Below are 18,310 nucleotides of genomic sequence, written 5' to 3' on the forward strand. Positions count from 1 at the left end.
GAAGTCATGGCTCTCGCCGAGCTGGGTGCCGTCGTTCTGGACTGTCCCGACCCGCGCGCGCTGGCAGGTTTCTACGCCGAGGTGCTGGGTGGCGCCGTCGAAGGGGAGGGTGACTGGGTGGACCTGAAGGTGCCGGGCGGGCAGTCGCTGGCCTTTCAGGCCGCGCCCGGCTTCGTACCGCCCGCGTGGCCCGCGCCCGATCACTCGCAGCAGTTCCACCTGGACCTGACCGTCGACGACCTGGACGCGGCCGAGGACACCGTGCTGGCGCTCGGCGCGAAGCCGCTGGACGCCGGTGACCGCTCGCGCACCTTCCGGGTTTACGCGGACCCGGCCGGGCACCCGTTCTGCCTCTGCGCCTGCTGAAACAGGGAGGGCTCATGCCTGGCGTCGCGCGTTTCCGTTCTGTCGTGATCGACTGTCCCGACCCGCAGGCGCTCGCCGCCTTCTACGCGAAGCTCGTGGGCGGCACCGTGCACACCGACGAGGGGGACGACGAGGCCGACTGGCTCGTCCTGGATGTCCCGGGCGGCCTCCGGCTCGCCTTCCAGCGGGCGGAGGACTACGCGCCGCCGGAGTGGCCCCGGGCCGACCGGAACTCCCAGCAGTTCCACATCGACCTCGACGCCGGATCCACCTGGGAGGAGATCGACGCGGCCCACGAGAAAGTGCTGGCGCTGGGCGCGCGCCCGCTGGACCTGGAGGACCGGGAGAAGAAGGACTTCCAGGTGTACGCCGATCCGGCCGGGCACCCGTTCTGCCTGTGCCGGATCGAGCACACCTGAGGCCTGCGGGGACCTACCCGTCGAGTTCCGCGATGGTCGCGTTGGACGGTCCCCGCGCGGCCTGCTGACCGCGGGCCACGTCCTCCGCCGCGTCCAGTACCCGTACCGCGTTCTTCCAGGTCAGCTTGGCCAGGTCGGACCTCGACCAGCCGCGGTCCAGGAGCTCGGCGATGAGGTTCGGGTAGCCGGAGACGTCGTTCAGGCCGTCCGGGGTGAAGGCGGTGCCGTCGTAGTCGCCGCCGATGCCCAGGTGGTCGACGCCGGCGACCTCGCGCATGTGGTCGAGGTGGTCGGCCACCGTGGCCGCCGTGGCGACCGGGCGCGGGTTGCGCTCCTCGAAGGCGCGGTGCACCTTCATCGCCTCGGCGGTGGTGTCGAGGTGGTGGAAGCCGTGGGCGCGCATGTTGTCGTCGGCCGCCGCCGTCCAGTCCACGGCCGCCTGGAGCACGAACTTGGGCACGAACGTCACCATCGCCATTCCGCCGTTCGCGGGCAGCCGCTCCAGGACGTCGTCCGGGATGTTGCGCGGGTGGTCGCACACGGCCCGGGAGGAGGAGTGCGAGAAGATCACCGGCGCGGACGAGGTGTCCAGCGCGTCCCGCATCGTCGTCGCCGCGACGTGCGAGAGGTCGACCAGCATGCCGAGCCGGTTCATCTCCCGCACGACCTCGCGGCCGAAGGCCGACAGACCGCCGACGTTCGGCTCGTCCGTCGCGGAGTCGGCCCACTCCACGTTGTCGTTGTGGGTGAGGGTCATGTACCGGACCCCGAGCGCGTACAGGCCGCGCAGGGTGCCCAGGGAGCCGCCGATCGAGTGGCCGCCCTCCGCGCCCATGAGGGAGGCGATACGGCCGTCCCGGCGGGCCGTATCCATGTCGGCGGCGGTCAGCGCGGGGGCCAGGTCGGCCGGGTAGTGGGCCAGCAGCTGCCGTACGCAGTCGATCTGCTCCAGCGTCGCCGGGACCGGGTCGGGCAGGTCGGAGCGGACGTACACCGACCAGTACTGCGCGCCGACGCCGCCCTCGCGCAGTCGCGGGATGTCTGTGTGCAGGTGGGCGTTCTGGGGCCGGCCGATGTCACGGGCGCCGAGGTCGTAGCGGACCTGCTCGCGCAGCGCCCAGGGCAGGTCGTTGTGCCCGTCGACGACCGGGAACTCGCCGAGGAGCTCCCGGGCTGCCTCCACGGAGCTCACCGCGGTCACTTCCCGAAGCCGAAGCCGCTGCCGCCGGGTCCCTCGACCTTCGAACGCAGGCGCTTGCCCTTCTCGGTGGCCTGGTCGTTCAGGTCTTGCTGGAAGTCGCGCATCCGCGCCAGCAGGTCCTCGTCGTGCGAGGCGAGGATGCGGGCGGCGAGCAGGCCGGCGTTGCGGGCGCCGGCGACGGAGACGGTGGCGACCGGGACACCGGCCGGCATCTGCACGATGGACAGCAGGGAGTCCATGCCGTCGAGGTACTTCAGCGGCACGGGCACGCCGATGACCGGCAGCGGGGTGACCGAGGCCAGCATGCCGGGCAGGTGGGCGGCGCCGCCCGCGCCCGCGATGATCACCTTCAGCCCGCGGTCGGCGGCCTGCTCGCCGTACGTGATCATCTCGCGGGGCATGCGGTGCGCGGAGACGACGTCGACCTCGTAGGCGATCTCGAACTCGTCGAGCGCCTTGGCGGCGGCCTCCATGACGGGCCAGTCGGAGTCCGACCCCATGACGATGCCTACAACGGGGCTCATTCGGTGATCGTGCCTCTCAGGTAACCGGCAGCGTGACGTGCGCGCTCGAGGACGTCGTCCAGGTCGTCGCCGTAGGTGTTGACATGGCCCACCTTGCGGCCGGGCTTCACGTCCTTGCCATACATGTGGATCTTCAGCTTGGGGTCGCGGGCCATGCAGTGCAGGTACGCGGAGTACATGTCCGGGTAGTCCCCGCCGAGGACGTTGACCATGACCGTCCACTTCGCGCGCGGGCGCGGGTCGCCGAGCGGGAGGTCCAGTACGGCCCGTACGTGGTTGGCGAACTGGCTGGTGATCGCGCCGTCCTGGGTCCAGTGGCCCGAGTTGTGCGGGCGCATCGCCAGCTCGTTGACGAGTATGCGGCCGTCGCGGGTCTGGAACAGCTCGACGGCGAGGTGGCCGACGACGCCGAGTTCCTTGGCGATGGTCAGGGCCATCCGCTCGGCGTTCAGCGCGAGGTCCTCGTCGAGGCCGGGGGCGGGCGCGATCACGGTGTCGCAGACCCCCTTCACCTGCTGCGACTCCACCACCGGGTAGGCGACGGCCTGGCCGTGCGGGGAGCGTACGACGTTGGCGGCCAGCTCGCGGACGTAGTCGACCTTCTCCTCGGCGAGGACCGGTACGCCGGCGCGGAAGGGCTCGGCCGCCTCCTCGGCGGACTCGACCACCCACACGCCCTTGCCGTCGTAGCCGCCGCGGACGGTCTTGAGGACGACCGGGAAGCCGTCGCCCTCCGCGGCGAAGGCGACCACGTCGTGCGGGTCGGCCACGATGCGGTGCCGCGGGCACGCGACGCCGATCTCGGTGAGCTTCGCGCGCATCACACCCTTGTCCTGGGCGTGCACGAGCGCGTCGGGGCCGGGGCGCACGGGGATGCCGTCCGCCTCCAGGGCCCTGAGGTGCTCGGTGGGTACGTGTTCGTGATCGAAGGTGATCACGTCGCAGCCCCGTGCGAAGGCGCGCAGCGTCTCCAGGTCGCGATAGTCGCCGACGACGACATCGTTCACGACCTGTGCCGCGGAATCCTGAGGGGTGTCACTGAGGAGCTTGAACCTGATGCCCAACGGGATGCCCGCTTCGTGTGTCATACGCGCGAGCTGGCCCCCGCCGACCATGCCGACTACCGGGAATGTCACGCCCCCAGGGTATCGGGCGCGCCAGGTCGGCCGGATTCCGCGCCTGCCGGACGCCGATTCCGGGCCTCTTACCCGGCACTTTCCGGGTTCTTTCCGACCTCTGAGCCCGTCCACAGGAAACCTCGCGGGGGGCCGGATAGCATGGCGGGGTTGGTCAAACCTACGGACGGGAGCCTGCACGACCATGGAACGTGGTTCCTCGGGGCTGCACCGGCTCGTACGCGAGGTCGCCAAATTCGGCGCCGTCGGCGGCGCGGGCATCCTTGTCAATCTCGGCGTCTTCAACCTCGTACGGCACGTCACCGACCTCCAGGTCGTCCGGGCGAGCGTGATCGCCACGGTGGTGGCGATCGCCTTCAACTACGTCGGCTTCCGCTACTTCGCCTACCGCGACCGCGACAAGAGCGGCCGCACCAGGGAACTCACGCTGTTCCTGCTGTTCAGCGCGGTGGGCCTGGTGATCGAGAACGGCCTTCTGTACCTGGCCACGTACGGCTTCGGCTGGGACAGCCCGCTCCAGAGCAACGTCTTCAAGTTCGTCGGCATCGGGGTCGCGACCCTCTTCCGCTTCTGGTCCTACCGCAGCTGGGTCTTCAAGGCCCTCCCGGCCCGCGAGGCCGTGACCGGCGCGGAATCGATCCTCGTCGCGGAGTCGAAGAAACCCCGCCCCACTCAGCGCGTCCCGTAGCCCGCCGCTTCCCCTGACCGGACCGTCGGGCTGCCCTCCGCCAACGGCTGGGCCCGCAGCAACTCCAGACGGCCACAGCCCCATGGGGCCGCCCTGGGAACGGGGGCGCAGCCCCGCCGGGGTCGCAGGGGCGAAGCCACTGCGGGGTGCAGGGGCGCAGCCCCGGCGAGGTCCTGGGGCGGAGCCACTGCGGGGTGCAGGGGCGCAGCCCCGGCGAGGTCCTGGGGCGAAGCCACTGCGGGGTGCAGGGGCGCAGCCCCGCCGGAGTGCAGGGGCGCAGCCCCGTCGGGGCCCATAGGCACAGTCCCGCCGGGGCCCATCGGCACAGCCCGGGGTCCCGGGGCGGAGCCACTGACGGGGTGCAGGGGCGCAGCCCCGCCGGGGTCGAAGGGGCGGAGCCCCTGGGGACGGGAAGGGTAGGGGCGGCGGGGGCGAAACCCTCAGGGCCGCCGACCGTCCGCCTCCGCCAAATCGCGGGCCACGGCCGGGCCCGTTCCCGTCGAGTTCCGTCCTGACCGGGCGGATTCCCTGCCCAGCCCCGCCCTACCTGACCGTCGGGCTGTCGTCCGCCGGTTTCCGGGACGGCGGCGTGCGGGACAGGAACAGGCCGAAGACCGGGGGCTGGGCCTGGAGCAGTTCGAGGCGGCCGCCGTCGGCCTCCGCGAGGTCACGGGCGACGGCCAGGCCGATCCCCGTCGAGTTCCGCCCGCTGATGGTGCGCTCGAAGATGCGGGCCCCGAGGTCGGCGGGGACGCCGGGTCCCTCGTCGGTGACCTCCACGACGGCCTGGTTGCCGGTGACGCGGGTGCGCAGGGCGACCGTGCCGCCGCCGTGCATGAGGGAGTTCTCGATCAGCGCCGCCAGCATCTGCGCCACCGCCCCCGGGGTGCCGACCGCCTGGAGGTGCCGCTTGCCCGAGCTGACGATCGCCCGCCCCACGCTGCGGTAGGCGGGGCGCCACTCGGCGAGCTGCTGCTGGATGACCTCGTCGAGGTCGAACGTCACGGCGGAGCCGGTGCGCGGGTCGCGGGAGTTCGTCAGCAGCCGCTGCACGACGTCCGTCAGGCGTTCCACCTGGGTCAGCGCGACGTTCGCCTCTTCCTTCACCGTGTCCGGGTCGTCGGTGAGGGTGATCTCCTCCAGCCGCATCGACAGCGCGGTCAGCGGCGTGCGCAGCTGGTGGGAGGCGTCGGCGGCGAGCCGGCGTTCGGCGGTGAGCATCCGGGCGATGCGCTCGGCGGAGGAGTCCAGTACATCGGCGACCCGGTCCAGCTCGGGGACCCCGTACCGCTTGTGCCGGGGGCGCGGGTCGCCGGAGCCGAGGCGTTCGGCGGTCTCCGCCAGGTCGGTCAGCGGGGACGCGAGCCTGTTGGCCTGACGCACGGCGAGCAGCACCGCGGCGACCACCGCGAGCAGCGCCACCAGCCCGATGATCAGCAGCGTCCGGCCGACCTCCCGGGTCACGGTCGAGCGGGGCTCCTGGACGGTGACCGTCTCGCCCTCCTCACCGTCCTCGGTCGAGTGGATCACGTCGCCCTGCGGCCTGGTGCCGACCTCGATCGGCGGATGGCCGGGCATGCGGATGACCGCGTACTGGTCCTTGGTGACCTGCTTGCGCAGGACGTCGGTGGTGACGTCCTGCGCGCCGAGGATCCGGCTGTCCACGATGCTGGCCAGCCGGACCGCCTCCGAGTCCACCCGTTCCTGAGCGCTGTTGCTGATCGTCCGGGTCTCGACGATGACGAGCGACACACCGAAGACGGCGATCACGACCAGGACGACGGCAAGGGTGGACTGAATGAGACGACGACGCACAGGGCCCTCCGGGCGGTGGCTCTAGAACAGCCCCGCTCAGCTCTTCTCGAACCGGAAGCCGACGCCCCGCACGGTGGCGATGTACCGGGGGTTCGCGGCGTCGTCGCCGAGTTTCTTCCGCAGCCACGAGATGTGCATGTCCAGCGTCTTGGTCGACGACCACCACGTCGTGTCCCACACCTCGCGCATCAGCTGGTCCCGGGTGACGACCCGGCCCGCGTCCCGCACGAGCACCCGCAGCAGGTCGAACTCCTTCGCGGTGAGCTGGAGCTCCTCGTCACCCATCCACGCCCGGTGCGACTCGACGTCGATGCGCACCCCGTGCGTCGCGGGCGGCTGCTGCGGCTCGGCGGCGCCGCGCCGGAGCAGGGCCCGGACCCGGGCCAGCAGTTCGGCGAGCCGGAAGGGCTTGGTGACGTAGTCGTCGGCGCCCGCGTCGAGGCCGACGACGGTGTCCACCTCGTCGGCACGCGCGGTCAGGATGAGGACCGGCACGGTGTGCCCCTCGGCACGCAGCCGACGGGCGACCTCCAGGCCGTCCATGCCGGGCAGGCCCAGGTCGAGCACGAGCAGGTCGATGCCGCCCTGCAATCCGGCGTCGAGCGCGGTGGGTCCGTCCTCGCGCACCTCGACCTCGTAACCTTCCCGGCGTAGGGCGCGGGCCAGCGGTTCCGAAATGGACGCGTCGTCCTCGGCGAGCAGTACACGGGTCATGAGCTGATGGTAGTCCGGTTGCGCGTTCCGCTGGGGTGTGATCGCGGGCAGGGATTCTTACCTTCGGGCACAGTGGTACGAACCTATGGCCGAAAGGTGCGATCGTAGGAGAGACCTTCGAAATCGCTGCCCTGGTTCCGCCGACACCTGTGATCCGTGTCTCAAGTCCTTCCATATCAGGCGGTGTCGTGACGTACAGTGACCTGGAACGCCTGTAGCACACAGGGGACCTTCGCGAGCACTTGACGCTGAAGGTCTCTTTTGCGTGCGGGCCGGTCCCCCACCGGCCTTGAAAGGAATGACCTCTGGCCGGGCTCCGGACGCGTCGTCGCGTCGGGGGCGTGGATCCCGGTGGTCGCCGTCCCCCGCTCCGTGATCCGGGGCGGACTCCCCTCGGGCGTGGGGGCGGACGACCGACCCCGCCGGTGCCGGCCGACTCCCCCACCGGGCGCGCCACGCTCCTGCGAGCGCGTCCCGACCAGCAAGGAACGACCATGGCGTCCAGCCTGACGAAGGACTCGGTCCGCCCGGGCACCCCCGGTTCCGAGAAGACCTTCTTCGGCCACCCCCGCGGACTGGCCACCCTCTTCATGACCGAGATGTGGGAGCGTTTCTCCTACTACGGCATGAAGGCCCTGCTCCCGCTGTACCTGGTGGCACCGGGCGGCCTGCACATGAACGCGGCCACCGCGACCGCGATCTACTCGGTGTACCTGTCCCTGGTGTACCTGCTCGCCCTGCCGGGCGGCTGGTTCGCCGACCGTGTCCTCGGTCCCCGCAAGACCGTCGCCGTGGCCGGTGTGGTCATCATGCTGGGTCACCTCACGCTGGCCCTGCCGAGCGCCGGCACCTTCTTCGCCGGTCTGGGCCTGGTCGCCATCGGCTCCGGCCTGCTGAAGGCCAACATCTCCACCATGGTCGGCCACCTGTACGACGGCCCGGACGACCCGCGCCGCGACGGTGGCTTCACGCTCTTCTACATCGGCATCAACCTGGGCGCGTTCGCCGCGCCGCTGGCCATCGGCACCGTCGGTGAGAGCTACAACTGGCACCTGGGCTTCGCGCTGGCCGCGCTCGGCATGGCGCTCGGCCTCGCCCAGTTCCTGCTGGGCACCCGCCACCTGAGCTCGCGCTCGGACATCGTGCCGACCCCGCTGTCGGCCGAGGAGAAGAAGGCCACCCTGACCAAGTCCGCCGTGTGGGCGGGCATCGCGGTCGTCTTCTACGCGATCGTCGGCTTCTCCGGCGTGTACACGCTGAACTGGCTGCTGGTCCCGATCACGATCGCCGGTCTGGTCATCCCGGTGCTGGTCATCGCCCGCATCAAGCGGGACAAGGAGCTCGACCGCTCCGAGCAGTCGAAGATGACCGCGTACATCTGGTTCTTCGTCGCCGCCGCCGTGTTCTGGATGATCTACGACCAGGGTGGCTCGACGGTGTCCCTGTTCGCCGACGCCTCCGCGAAGAACACCGTCTTCGGCTGGAAGTTCCCGGTCTCCTGGTACCAGTCGGTCAACCCGGTCATGATCATGGCGTTCGCGCCGGTGTTCGCCTGGGCCTGGCTGGCGCTCGCCCGCCGCGGCAAGGAGCCGAGCACCGCGGTGAAGTTCGCGATGGGCCTGGTCCTGATCGGCGCGTCCTTCTTCCTGTTCCTCGCCCCGCTGGGGATCGCCGACGGCGGTCACAAGGCGGCCGCGATGTGGCTGGTCGGCATCTACTTCGTGCAGACCGTCGGCGAGCTGCTGCTCTCCCCGGTCGGCCTGTCGGTCACCACGAAGATGGCGCCCGCGAAGTACGCCTCCCAGATGATGGGCGTCTGGTTCCTGGCCGTCACCGCCGGTGACGCCACGACCGGTCTGCTCTCCATCGCCGGCGTCGACCTCAACAAGACGGGCATCGTGACCCTGGAGGCCGCCCTCGCCGTGCTCGCCGGTGCGGCGGTGTGGATGTACCGCAAGAAGGTCAAGGAGCTCATGGGCGACGTGCACTGACGCCCGCCCGAGGTTGTGAGGAGGGCCCCCGCGCCGAGAGGTGCGGGGGCCCTCCTGCCGTTTTGGCGGGTCAGCGGGTCCGCCGTCCCGGCATGAACGTGAACACCGCCACGCCCAGCAGGATCGCCGTGCCCGCGACCAGGCCGAGGGCCTTCAGCGCGCCGTGGTCGCTCGCGCCCGTCTCGGCCAGGCCGCCGCTGCCACTGCCGTCGCCGGAGGTGGAGCCGTTGCCTCCGGAGGTCGAGGCGCCACCCGACGCTCCGTTGGCCTGCTCGGTGGTGTCGAGGGTGAGGGAGACGGCGGTCTTGGTCGGCGTGCAGGTCGTCGTCGTACCGAGGGCCTTGACCGTCAGCACACCCGGGGAAAGGGTCGACTTCCCGCTCGCGCCCGGCTTGTAGGTGCCGGTGAGGTCCGGGATCGCGATCGGGTCGCCGGCCTTGATGTCGGCGGAGTTCGTCGGGCCCTCGACATGCACCGTGCCCTTGTCCACGCCACCCAGTGCCACCTCCATCGAGGGCTTCACGGAGCCCTTGGGGATGGGGGCCGGGCTGTCCATCACCGACTTCTTGAACTGCACGGTGAGAGCGAAGTTCCCGCCGTCCTTCTTGGCGTTGATCTGCACCGGCGAGGTCGCGTTCTTGTCGCCGATGGGCGTCTTGCACGCGTAGGGGATCTGCACCTCCTTGCCGGTGAAGTCGGTCTGGCCGGTGCCGTCGCTGGGGCTGGCGGTGGTGGTGGGGGTCGAGGACTTGGTGGGGGTGGGCGTGCCCGTCGGCGTGCCGGTGCCGGTGCCGGTGCCCGCCGTCACCTGGATGGTCGCCGAGGGCTGCACCGTCTCGGTCGGCGTGCACTTGGTGTCCGTCGACATGGCGTTGACCGTGTACGCGTCCGGCGTCAGCTTCACCTCACCGGCCGTGGTCAGCTTCAGCGTGCCCTTCATGTCGGACAGCACCATGTCGCCGCCCTTGGGTATCGCCGGGTTCTCGCGCGGCCCCTGCATCGCGATGTCCGCGGTCTGCGCACCGGACGCCTTGAGGGTGCCGGACGGCTGCACCGAGTTCGCGGGCAGGTCGATGATGTTCGGGTTCTTCGACGCGGCCTGGGTGAACTTCCACACCACGTCCACCGTGTCGCCCACCTTCGCCGTGGCCGACGCGGTGATCTCGACCTTCGTGGTGCCGTCGACGGGGTCGATGCCCGCGGGCGGTACGCAGTGGGTGGCGTACGAGACCTCGGCGGCCTCGGCGGACCCGGCGCTCACGCCGAGCAGCACACCCGCCGAACACAGTACCAGCGCGGCGGCCGCCGCGCCCGCTCGCCGCACGCCGGGTCCGCCGGTCGCCGTCACTCTCCTTCGCTTGCTCACTTGGGTCCCTTCCATGTGGGAGTCGTAGGAGTCGAAGGACTCGTAGGAGTCGTCGGACTCGTCGGGCTGTCGTCGTGCGGTGCGGAGAGCCGGCCGGCCTCACCCGGATGGGCGTCCGGGGTGAACCAGGGCAGCGTCGAGGTGGGAGCGGACGGCTCCTCGGCGGGCCGGGACCTCGGCAGCCGCAGGCCCGGCGGGACCCGGCGGGGACCGCGCCGGCGTCCGCCACCCGCCCGGCGCGGCCGGATCCGGTCCACGACCGCCATTCCGGCGCGGAACAGCGCGGCCGGCACGACCACGCAGAGCAGCAGCCAGAACAGCGTCACGCCCCAGGGGCGGCCCACGCCCCAGGGCTGCTCGGCGAGCACCTTGCCGCCGTACCTCAGGGAGACGGTGTAGTCGCCGTGCGCCCCGGCGGCGAGCTCGACGGGCAGCTTGATCTGCGCCTTCTTCCCGGGTGCGAGGGTGCCGCGCCACTGCTGTTCGTCCCACTCGGGGGCGAACACCCCGTGCGCGGTGCCGACCTGGAAGACGGGGTCCTTGATGTCGGAGGTGCCGACGTTGCCGACGGTGAGGACGAGCGTGCGGGACGGTGGCGCCCCGAACCAGGTGAGCAGCCCGCTGGACCCCGCCAGCCGGGTGTCGCTGAGGACGGACAGCGTGCCGGCCCCCAAGGACGCGGCGGGCAGCGGCTTGACCGGGTGCCCGGCGACCTTGAGCGTCGCGTCGGCGTCCGCCTTCGCCCCGGTGACGGTGGCCACGTGCACCACGCACGGGCAGGGCACCGGTGGCTCGGCGACCGGCAGCTTCTTGCTGAAGCCGCCCTTCGCGTCGGTGGTGACGGCCCGGCCGTCCGCGTTCGCGCAGGAGTTGGTGCCGCCGATGACACCCCGGGACGGGCTGGCCTGCCCGCAGATCAGCACCATCAGCAGCGCGTGCGGGCGCCAGCCGCTGCCGCTGACGGTGAGTGAACCGCCGGTGCCCGCCTGGGACCTGGACAGCACGACGCTCGGCCCGGACGCCGCCGACGCGTTGCCCGCCAGGGGCAGCAGGAGCAGCGCGAGCACCGCCACCAGTGCCGGGATCCGCTCCTTGCCGCTCACCGCACCGCTCCCGTCGACCGACTCCCTGGTGTACGACGCCCGCGCCGCCGTACGACGACGCCGACCGCCCCGGCGGCCACCGCCCCCGCCGTCCCCGTCGCCGCACTCCACGGCACGAACCTCACCGAGGTGCCCGCCATGGCGTGCGCCCCGCCCGGCGCCGTCACCGTCAGCCGTACGTCGACCGCGTCCAGCGCGGGCCGCCCGCGCCACGGCTCGTCCAGCCGCAGCCGCTCGCCCGGGGGCAGCCGGACGGGCAGCGAGCGCGGGGCACGGTCAAGGACCCGGCGGCCGAAGAGGCCGTCGGCGCGCACCGCGAGCGTCGGCACGAGGGCCGTGGTACCGCGGTTGACCAGTTCGTACGAGATGCGGTCACCGCGGACGGCGACGTGCTCGACGGTCAGCGCGGACAGCGCCGGTCCGGCGGCCCGCAGACGCACGTCCACGGCCGCCGTACGGCCGTCGCCGTCCCGCGCGACGATCGTGCCGGCGCGCTCCCCGGGTGCGGTGCCGGCCGGGACGGTCACCGTGATGGGCACGTCGGCGCGGGTGCGGGCGGGTACGCGGAGACGGGTCCGGGCGAAGGCGACCTGGACGCCGGTGCCGGTCAGCCGTACCGCGACCGGCTTCCGGCCGCGGTTGGTCACGGACACCGTGTCCCGCAGGACCGCGCCGGGGGCGCCCTCGGCGTAGACGGACGGCCGGTCGCCGCCCAGGGGTGCGAGGGTCCAGCCGTCGGCGGCCGAGGCGGGCGCGGCGACGGCGAGCAGGCTCAGGAGGGAGACGGGCAGGAGGGACAGGGGCAGGAGGGACACCGCCGGCAGTGGGCGGCGGCGGACGCGGGTGGCGGACGGCATGGGCGGCTCCAGCGCTCGTAGCCGGTGTTCAGCGGCGTAGGGCCTGGTTCCGGCGGGTGAGCCACAACGAGCCCGCCGCGCCCGTGAGGAGGACGGTGCCGCCGAGCGTGCCCAGCGCTGTCAGGGAGTCCTCGGGCCCGGTCCGGGGGAGTTGGCCGCCGGAGTCGGTGCCGCTGCCGCTCTGCGTCGGTGATGAGCCGCCGCTCGCGGCCGTGACATCCAGGGTCAGGGACGGCTTGGGGTTGTTGGTCGGCGTGCAGGTGGTCGTCGTGCCGAGCGCCTTGATGGTGAGCACGGCCGCCGTGAAGGTGACCTTGCCGGTCTTCTCCGGGGTGTAGGTGCCGCTCAAGTCATTGATTTTGATCGGCGTGTTGGCGGGGATCGCCGCCTGGTTGGCCGGGCCCGTCACGGTGACGGTGCCGCTGTCGGCGCCGCCCAGCTTGACGGTGGCGCTCGGGCTCATCGCGCCTTTGCCGAGCTCGACCGGGCTGGAGGAGACGCCCTTCTGCCAGCTCATGGTGAGCTTGTAGCCGCTGCCGCTCTTGACGCCCTTGATGTCGATGGGCGAGACGGCGCTCTTGGCACCGATCGGCGTCTTGCACTGGTAGTTGACGTCCACGACCTCGGCGTGGGCCACGGGGGCGGCCAGCAGCACCACGGAGCCGGCCAGGGCCGCGGCCGACGCGAGCGCGGCGGTTCGTTTCGAGTACACGGCCCCACCTCGTTTCCTGACGGCACATCAGCTCGGGCCGTCAAGGTACGCCCGGGGTCGTGAGGAAGGAAGACACGTCGCACACCGGAGTTGTGGTGATCCCGCGTGCGCGTGGCGGGGGTCGAGTGGAGGGGGTGACCGTGGGTAACCGATAGTCGACGGGCCGGACGGAGCGAGGGGAAACAGGCGGAGTGAGGCGAAACGAGGCGGGGCGGAGCGGGGCGAGCCGACGGCGAACGGCGGCCCGCGTCGAGGGCTACGCCGGAGCGCCCAGTTCCGCCCAGACCGTCTTGCCCGACGCGCCCGGGGTGCGGACGACGCCCCAGTCCAGGCAGAGGCGCTGGACGATGAACATGCCGTGGCCGCCGGGCCGCCCGGCGCGGTGCGGGGTGCGGGGTGCGGGCTGGCCGCTGCCGCGGTCGGTGACCTCCACACGGATCACCTTGTTGTCGCAGAAGAGGACCAGCTCGTCGGGGCCCTCCGCGTGCAGGCAGGCGTTCGTGACCAGCTCGGAGACGACCAGCAGCACATCCTCGGCGGCGGCCCGCTGGTCCGCGGACGCGGCGGGCAGCCAGCCCCACGCGTACAGCGCCTGGCGGGTGAAGTCGCGGGCGAGCGGGACGACACCGCTCTCGCCGTCCAGGCGCAGCCGCCGTTCCTGGCGGGGCCCGCGGCCCCCCTCCGACGGCCCGCACGGCACGGCCGCTGCCCCCGCGGACGCGCCGGCCTCCGGCGCACCCCCCTCGGACGCCCCGGAAGCACCGCTGGGCTCCGGGCCGCGGTCGCCCGGCGAGTAAGGCCGGGTGGTGCTCATCAGCGCTTCACCTCACCGATTCACCATTCACGATTCAGAAGTCGTTCCTTCTCGATCTTGCTGCCGAACCCGGTCCCTGCCAATCGGTCACCCTCACCACATGGGTCACCCATCGAGGCCGTCCGATACCGGCGAACCGGTCAGTACCGGAAGACACCGACAGGTTCCGGCCGGTTCCGTTCGGCTCCCGTCCGCTCCCATCGGCCCGTCCGGCGGCCCACCGGGTCCGCCGGTGCCCTTGGGTACGTACGTCGCACGCGGGCCGTTCGCCGGTTCCACGGTGTTCCCGCACCCCGGGGCCGACAGGTTCAGGATGACTCCTGCCCGGGCGAACGGGGGCGACACCCCCCTGTTCGACGGTGCGGACGGCGGTGACTCAGCCGGACTCGTCCGCCAGGGCCCCCTCGACGGAGTCATGGACGGTGAAGACCGCCTCCGCCCCCGTAATTTCGAACACACGTGCAACAACCGGCAGCATGCCCGCCAGGTGCACGCCACCGCCGGCCGCCTCCGCCCGCAAACGCGCGCCGAGCAGCACGTTCAGGCCCGTCGAATCGCAGAACTCCAGCCGCGAGCAGTCCACGACGAGTCGCGAGAATCCCTTGTCGAGGAGGTCGTCGAGGGGTTCGCGCAATAGGTCGGCGGTGTGGTGATCGAGCTCACCCGCCGGGGTCACCACTGCGCTGGAACCCTCTTCCCGCACCTCCACCAGAAGCCGGCCCGACTGTGCGCTGCCGACCGTCCCGCGGTCCATGCCGTCTCTACTCCCGAGGTCGTGGCTGCTGCCTGTTGCCCTGCTGACGCCCGGCCGAAGCCAGGTTGATGCCCTCGAACACTACGCCTTCTACACGCACTCCGACACCCGAACAACCCCACACAAACGGACATATCACACCAGAATGCACTTGCGACAGCCCTGCTGAAACGGGTAGGGCTAGTAAGACACGTAACCGACACGGCCGGCTTTGGAGGCGCCGCACACCGCAGTGCACGCACGGCTTCGGCAGCCTTATGCCGAGAACGATGGAGGACACCCATGTCACCCCGGCTCGACGCATCGCATACCCGGACGGCGACGTCGACACCCCCACCGGAAAAACTGGATCCCATCGATCCCGTGGATCCCATCGATCCCATCGAGGGACTCCCGGAGATCCCCCCGTACGACGAGATCGCCCCTCTCGACGCACGCGCCCTCTCCAAGACCCTCTTCGAGCGGCTGGAGTCGCTGGAGGAAGGGACGTACGAGTACTCGTACGTCCGCAACACCCTCGTCGAACTCAACCTCGCCCTGGTCAAGTTCGCCGCCTCGCGCTTCCGCTCCCGCAGCGAGCCGATGGAGGACATCATCCAGGTCGGCACCATCGGCCTGATCAAGGCGATCGACCGCTTCGAACTCTCCCGCGGCGTGGAGTTCCCCACGTTCGCGATGCCAACCATCATCGGCGAGATCAAGCGCTTCTTCCGTGACACCTCGTGGTCCGTGCGCGTTCCGCGCCGGCTCCAGGAGCTCCGGCTCGACCTGGCCAAGGCCGGTGACGAGCTGGCCCAGAAGCTCGACCGCGCACCGACGCCGGTCGAACTCGCCGAACGGCTGGGCATCACCACCGACGAGGTCGTCGAGGGCATGGCCGCCTCGAACGCGTACACCGCCTCCTCGCTGGACGCGCAGCCCGAGGAGGACGATTCCGAGGGCGCCCTCGCGGACCGCATCGGCTACGAGGACCACGGACTCGAAGGCATCGAGTACGTCGAGTCGTTGAAGCCGCTCATCGCCGAACTCCCGGCCCGGGACCGGAAGATCCTCTCCCTCCGGTTCGTGGCCAACATGACCCAGTCGGAGATCGGCGACGAACTCGGCATCTCGCAGATGCACGTGTCGCGACTGCTGTCGCGCACGCTGGTGAAGCTGCGCAAGGGCCTGACCGTGGACGAGTGAGGTCCGCGAGGTTTCTCCGACGCCCCCGGAGAAACCTCGCGGCTCTCTTCCTTGTCTCCTCCGTGTCTCTTCCTGATCTCTTCCTGGCCGCCCCACTTCTCCCGAGCGCCCTCCTCCGTCACTCTGGTCACGCCAGACTGGCCGGTACGTCAGCGTGGACGGCCGCGGACGGCCGCAGGGGCGCGAGGAGGCGCGAGGATGGCTCAGGGATCGGACCCGGCCGAGGCGGCGGACCCCTACTCCGGAGTGCCGGACGCACGCCTCACCGAACTGCTGCGTGCCGACACCGCCACCGCCTACGCGGCGCTGCACGAGCTGCGCCGCCGTCACCGCCCGTCGGTCCTCGGCTACGCCCGGCTCTGCGCCGCGAGCGAATCGGCCGCCGGGCAGCTGGCCGCGCAGACCTTCACGACGGTGGCCCGGGAGACGGCACGCGGGATCGAACCCCTCGTCCCCCTCCGCCACCACCTCCTCCTGCTGACCGCCCGCCTGGCCGCCGCCTGGTCCCGGGACGACCGGTCCACGGGCCTGGATCCGGCGCTGCTCCTGGTCCTGAACGTCCTGACCACCACGGGCGCCCCCGAGGGACCCCTGCCGCCCCTCCTCCCGGCCTTCCACACCCTGCCCGCCCGCACCCAGGGCCTGCTCTGGTACGCCGTCGTGGACCGCGAACCCCCCGACCGCACGGCCGCGCTCCTCGGCCTCACACCGCAGGACGTGACGTACGACACCCCGCGGGCGCTCCAGTCCATGGCCCAGGCCTGCCTCCGCTCCCGCCTGGCCGCCTCCGACGACCCGCGCTGCGCCGACTTCCGCCGCCTGATCGAGGAGTCCACCCGGCCGGACACCCCCCGCCGCAGCGCCGACCTGCACACCCACATGGCCCAGTGCCCGCACTGCACGGCCGCCCACGAGGACCTGACCACCCTGCGGGACGCGCCGCGCACGGCGCTGGCGGAGGGGCTGCTGCCGTGGGCGGGTACGGCGTACACGGCGCGCCGGTCCCCTGAGCGGGACCGCACGGCTCCCGCCCCCGCCACCCGGCGCCCGTCCCCCCGCCGCTACCTGCTCGCCTCCGCGGCCCTGGGCGTCGCCCTGGTCCCGCTCGCGCTCCTCCTGCTGCCCTCGGACAGCTCCCCGGACGACGAACCGGCAGGCGCGGCGGCCACCCCCACGCCCGCACCGCAGGTCACGGTGACGGCGACGGTCTCGGCGTCCCCGCCCCCGCCCCCGTCCACCTCTCCGTCCGCGACGTCGAGACCCCCCTCCCCCACGAGAAGCCACACCCCGAGCCCGACCAAGCACTCCCCGAGCCCGACCCCCACCCCCACGGCCCACGCCCCGAACGGCACCTACGCCCAGATCGTGAACACCGCCTCGGGCCGCTGTCTGGAGGTCGCCGGCGACTTCGACGACGGCACGGACGTCGTCACCGTCCCCTGCACCTCGTCGCCCAGCCAGCGTTGGCGGGTCGACACCGCGCGCGGCGTCGTACAGTCCTCCGCCGACCCAGACTTCTGCCTCGACAGCCGCGGCTCCGTCGACCGGGGCGTCGGCGTCTGGGACTGCGACTCGGTCGACGGCGACCACGGCGCCAACCTGCGCTTCACGGTGGACGCCGACGGGACGATCCGCCCGGCGATAGCGATCGAGACGGCGCTCACCGAGGGCAGCGGCGGGGAGTTGTCGCTGGAGCCGCTGACGGGGGGTTCGGCTCAGCGGTGGCGGGCGGGGGCGAGGTGACCGCGTCAGGATCCGTCGACGAACAGGTCCGCCACGGCTGAGGCGTGGACGGCCCGCTGGGCCCACACCTCGAGACGGTCCAGATCGGTGCAGGAGGTGACCCTCGCCCGGGCTGACTCCGGCACGTCGATGCCGCGCCACTGAAGGATCCGGAGAACCATCGCCGCGCGCTCCTGCTCGACGCCCAGTTCGATACCCTCTTCTCGGCCCTCTTGGCGTACCTGCTCAGCCAGCGGGTGCCGCCAGAAGTACTGCATCGCCGTCATCAGGTCCCTCCACATCTGCTGCGCCTGGGTGTCGGCCAGGCATGAGTCGACGAACTGCACGAAGGCCGCGGCGCTGTCCGCGTCAATGGTCCGCAGAGCGGCTGCCAGGGACTCCAGTATGGCTCCGGCATGCGGCCCCCGCCCGTGTGTCATCGCCGATAGCACCGCAAGGGGTACGTCCCGTTCGGCCTCCCGCGCGTCGGCGATCAACGGCACGTTGTCCGGGCTGAGCACGAGCGGACGCACGGTCAGCGAGGCGAACCCCCGCACACCGAGGTGAATGGGCTCCGCCGCCCAGCGGGCGGTCGCGACGCTCTGGGTGATGACGATGAGCACCGGCTCCCAGCGGTACTTGGCGTACAGGTAGCTGAGGTAGTACGGCCAGCTGCCCCGCTTGTCCTCGTCCTTCTTCCCCTGCGACTCCACGACGATGAGATACGTGCCCTCATCGGTGTCCGCCCGCATCAGCGTGTCCACGCGCCGCTCGATCGGCTCGATCTCGGTGAGGTCCACGTTCATCCCGGCGAACTCATGTGTCGGCTCCGAGTGAGGTGAGTGCGGTGGCATTGCCGCGGCCGTCATGGCAGGACGGAGCGGTGCGCTTCCGCTGAGTGCGCGTTACGTCACCGACGGTATTTCCTAACATTAGGAAGGTG

At 71.5% G+C, this 18,310-nt stretch carries 18 protein-coding genes; 6 read left to right on the forward strand and 12 right to left on the reverse strand.

All coding sequences use genetic code 11. From position 1 onward, the window contains the following. The first annotated feature begins 6 nt into the window (after nt 1–6). Complete coding sequence (locus ACFY01_RS35055) at nt 7–366, forward strand: VOC family protein (protein ID WP_390739791.1); 360 nt, start codon at nt 7–9, stop codon at nt 364–366. Nucleotides 367–380: 14 nt separating this feature from the next. Next, nucleotides 381–785 (forward strand): VOC family protein, encoded by a 405-nt coding sequence (locus tag ACFY01_RS35060; protein ID WP_390739792.1) that lies wholly within the window; start codon nt 381–383, stop codon nt 783–785. 13 nt (nt 786–798) lie between these two features. Here the strand turns inward: ACFY01_RS35060 and ACFY01_RS35065 are convergent, their stop codons facing one another. The 3 genes from ACFY01_RS35065 to ACFY01_RS35075 are packed head-to-tail and all read right to left on the reverse strand — an operon-like array spanning nt 799 to nt 3,646. Continuing rightward, on the reverse strand, nt 799–1,977 hold the full coding sequence (locus ACFY01_RS35065; RefSeq protein ID WP_390739953.1) for a dipeptidase: 1,179 nt from the start codon (nt 1,975–1,977) through the stop codon (nt 799–801). Between the two features lie 5 nt (nt 1,978–1,982). Beyond that, entirely contained in the window at nt 1,983–2,510 is a 528-nt protein-coding gene (gene purE, locus ACFY01_RS35070; RefSeq protein ID WP_390739793.1) for a 5-(carboxyamino)imidazole ribonucleotide mutase, read from the reverse strand. Beyond that, a complete protein-coding gene (locus ACFY01_RS35075; RefSeq protein ID WP_390739794.1) occupies nt 2,507–3,646 on the reverse strand; it encodes a 5-(carboxyamino)imidazole ribonucleotide synthase in 1,140 nt (379 codons plus the stop codon). The genes purE and ACFY01_RS35075 overlap by 4 nt, the downstream gene beginning before the upstream one ends. Nucleotides 3,647–3,830: 184 nt before the next feature. Between ACFY01_RS35075 and ACFY01_RS35080 the strand changes: the two genes are divergently transcribed. Further along, nucleotides 3,831–4,334: a GtrA family protein gene (locus tag ACFY01_RS35080; RefSeq protein ID WP_390739795.1), complete on the forward strand. Its 504-nt coding sequence runs from the start codon at nt 3,831–3,833 to the stop codon at nt 4,332–4,334. 543 nt (nt 4,335–4,877) lie between these two features. Here the strand turns inward: ACFY01_RS35080 and ACFY01_RS35085 are convergent. Both ACFY01_RS35085 and ACFY01_RS35090 read right to left on the reverse strand, forming a co-directional pair. Further along, nucleotides 4,878–6,149, reverse strand: coding sequence for an ATP-binding protein (locus tag ACFY01_RS35085; RefSeq protein WP_390739796.1), 1,272 nt, complete (start codon nt 6,147–6,149; stop codon nt 4,878–4,880). A 36-nt stretch (nt 6,150–6,185) separates the two neighbouring features. Continuing rightward, nucleotides 6,186–6,863, reverse strand: a complete 678-nt coding sequence (locus tag ACFY01_RS35090) for a response regulator transcription factor (RefSeq protein ID WP_361443697.1) — start codon at nt 6,861–6,863, stop codon at nt 6,186–6,188. Between the two features lie 494 nt (nt 6,864–7,357). Between ACFY01_RS35090 and ACFY01_RS35095 the strand changes: the two genes are divergently transcribed. Continuing rightward, on the forward strand, nt 7,358–8,854 hold the full coding sequence (locus tag ACFY01_RS35095) for an oligopeptide:H+ symporter (RefSeq protein WP_390739797.1): 1,497 nt from the start codon (nt 7,358–7,360) through the stop codon (nt 8,852–8,854). Nucleotides 8,855–8,924: 70 nt separating this feature from the next. On the opposite strand, the gene ACFY01_RS35100 is transcribed toward ACFY01_RS35095, so the two are convergent. The 6 genes from ACFY01_RS35100 to ACFY01_RS35125 all read right to left on the reverse strand — a co-directional run bounded on the left by ACFY01_RS35100 (nt 8,925) and on the right by ACFY01_RS35125 (nt 14,460). Further along, nucleotides 8,925–10,178, reverse strand: coding sequence for a hypothetical protein (locus ACFY01_RS35100; protein WP_390739954.1), 1,254 nt, complete (start codon nt 10,176–10,178; stop codon nt 8,925–8,927). A gap of 38 nt (nt 10,179–10,216) precedes the next feature. Further along, a complete protein-coding gene (locus ACFY01_RS35105; RefSeq protein ID WP_390739798.1) occupies nt 10,217–11,323 on the reverse strand; it encodes a hypothetical protein in 1,107 nt (368 codons plus the stop codon). Continuing rightward, complete coding sequence (locus ACFY01_RS35110) at nt 11,320–12,180, reverse strand: hypothetical protein (RefSeq protein ID WP_390739799.1); 861 nt, start codon at nt 12,178–12,180, stop codon at nt 11,320–11,322. The genes ACFY01_RS35105 and ACFY01_RS35110 overlap by 4 nt, the downstream gene beginning before the upstream one ends. Before the next feature lie 28 nt (nt 12,181–12,208). After that, on the reverse strand, nt 12,209–12,892 hold the full coding sequence (locus ACFY01_RS35115; RefSeq protein ID WP_390739800.1) for an LPXTG cell wall anchor domain-containing protein: 684 nt from the start codon (nt 12,890–12,892) through the stop codon (nt 12,209–12,211). A gap of 256 nt (nt 12,893–13,148) precedes the next feature. Then, nucleotides 13,149–13,706: an ATP-binding protein gene (locus ACFY01_RS35120; protein WP_390739801.1), complete on the reverse strand. Its 558-nt coding sequence runs from the start codon at nt 13,704–13,706 to the stop codon at nt 13,149–13,151. Between the two features lie 376 nt (nt 13,707–14,082). After that, complete coding sequence (locus ACFY01_RS35125) at nt 14,083–14,460, reverse strand: STAS domain-containing protein (protein WP_361443676.1); 378 nt, start codon at nt 14,458–14,460, stop codon at nt 14,083–14,085. 282 nt (nt 14,461–14,742) lie between these two features. Between ACFY01_RS35125 and ACFY01_RS35130 the strand changes: the two genes are divergently transcribed. Both ACFY01_RS35130 and ACFY01_RS35135 read left to right on the forward strand, forming a co-directional pair. Beyond that, on the forward strand, nt 14,743–15,645 hold the full coding sequence (locus ACFY01_RS35130; RefSeq protein ID WP_390739802.1) for an RNA polymerase sigma factor SigF: 903 nt from the start codon (nt 14,743–14,745) through the stop codon (nt 15,643–15,645). 198 nt (nt 15,646–15,843) lie between these two features. Beyond that, nucleotides 15,844–17,388 (forward strand): ricin-type beta-trefoil lectin domain protein, encoded by a 1,545-nt coding sequence (locus ACFY01_RS35135; protein ID WP_390739803.1) that lies wholly within the window; start codon nt 15,844–15,846, stop codon nt 17,386–17,388. A gap of 5 nt (nt 17,389–17,393) precedes the next feature. On the opposite strand, the gene ACFY01_RS35140 is transcribed toward ACFY01_RS35135, so the two are convergent. Continuing rightward, nucleotides 17,394–18,236, reverse strand: coding sequence for a hypothetical protein (locus ACFY01_RS35140; RefSeq protein WP_390739804.1), 843 nt, complete (start codon nt 18,234–18,236; stop codon nt 17,394–17,396). Nucleotides 18,237–18,310 lie beyond the last annotated feature (74 nt).

The organism is Streptomyces sp. NPDC001480 (genome assembly GCF_042894725.1).
GTDB lineage: Bacteria > Actinomycetota > Actinomycetes > Streptomycetales > Streptomycetaceae > Streptomyces.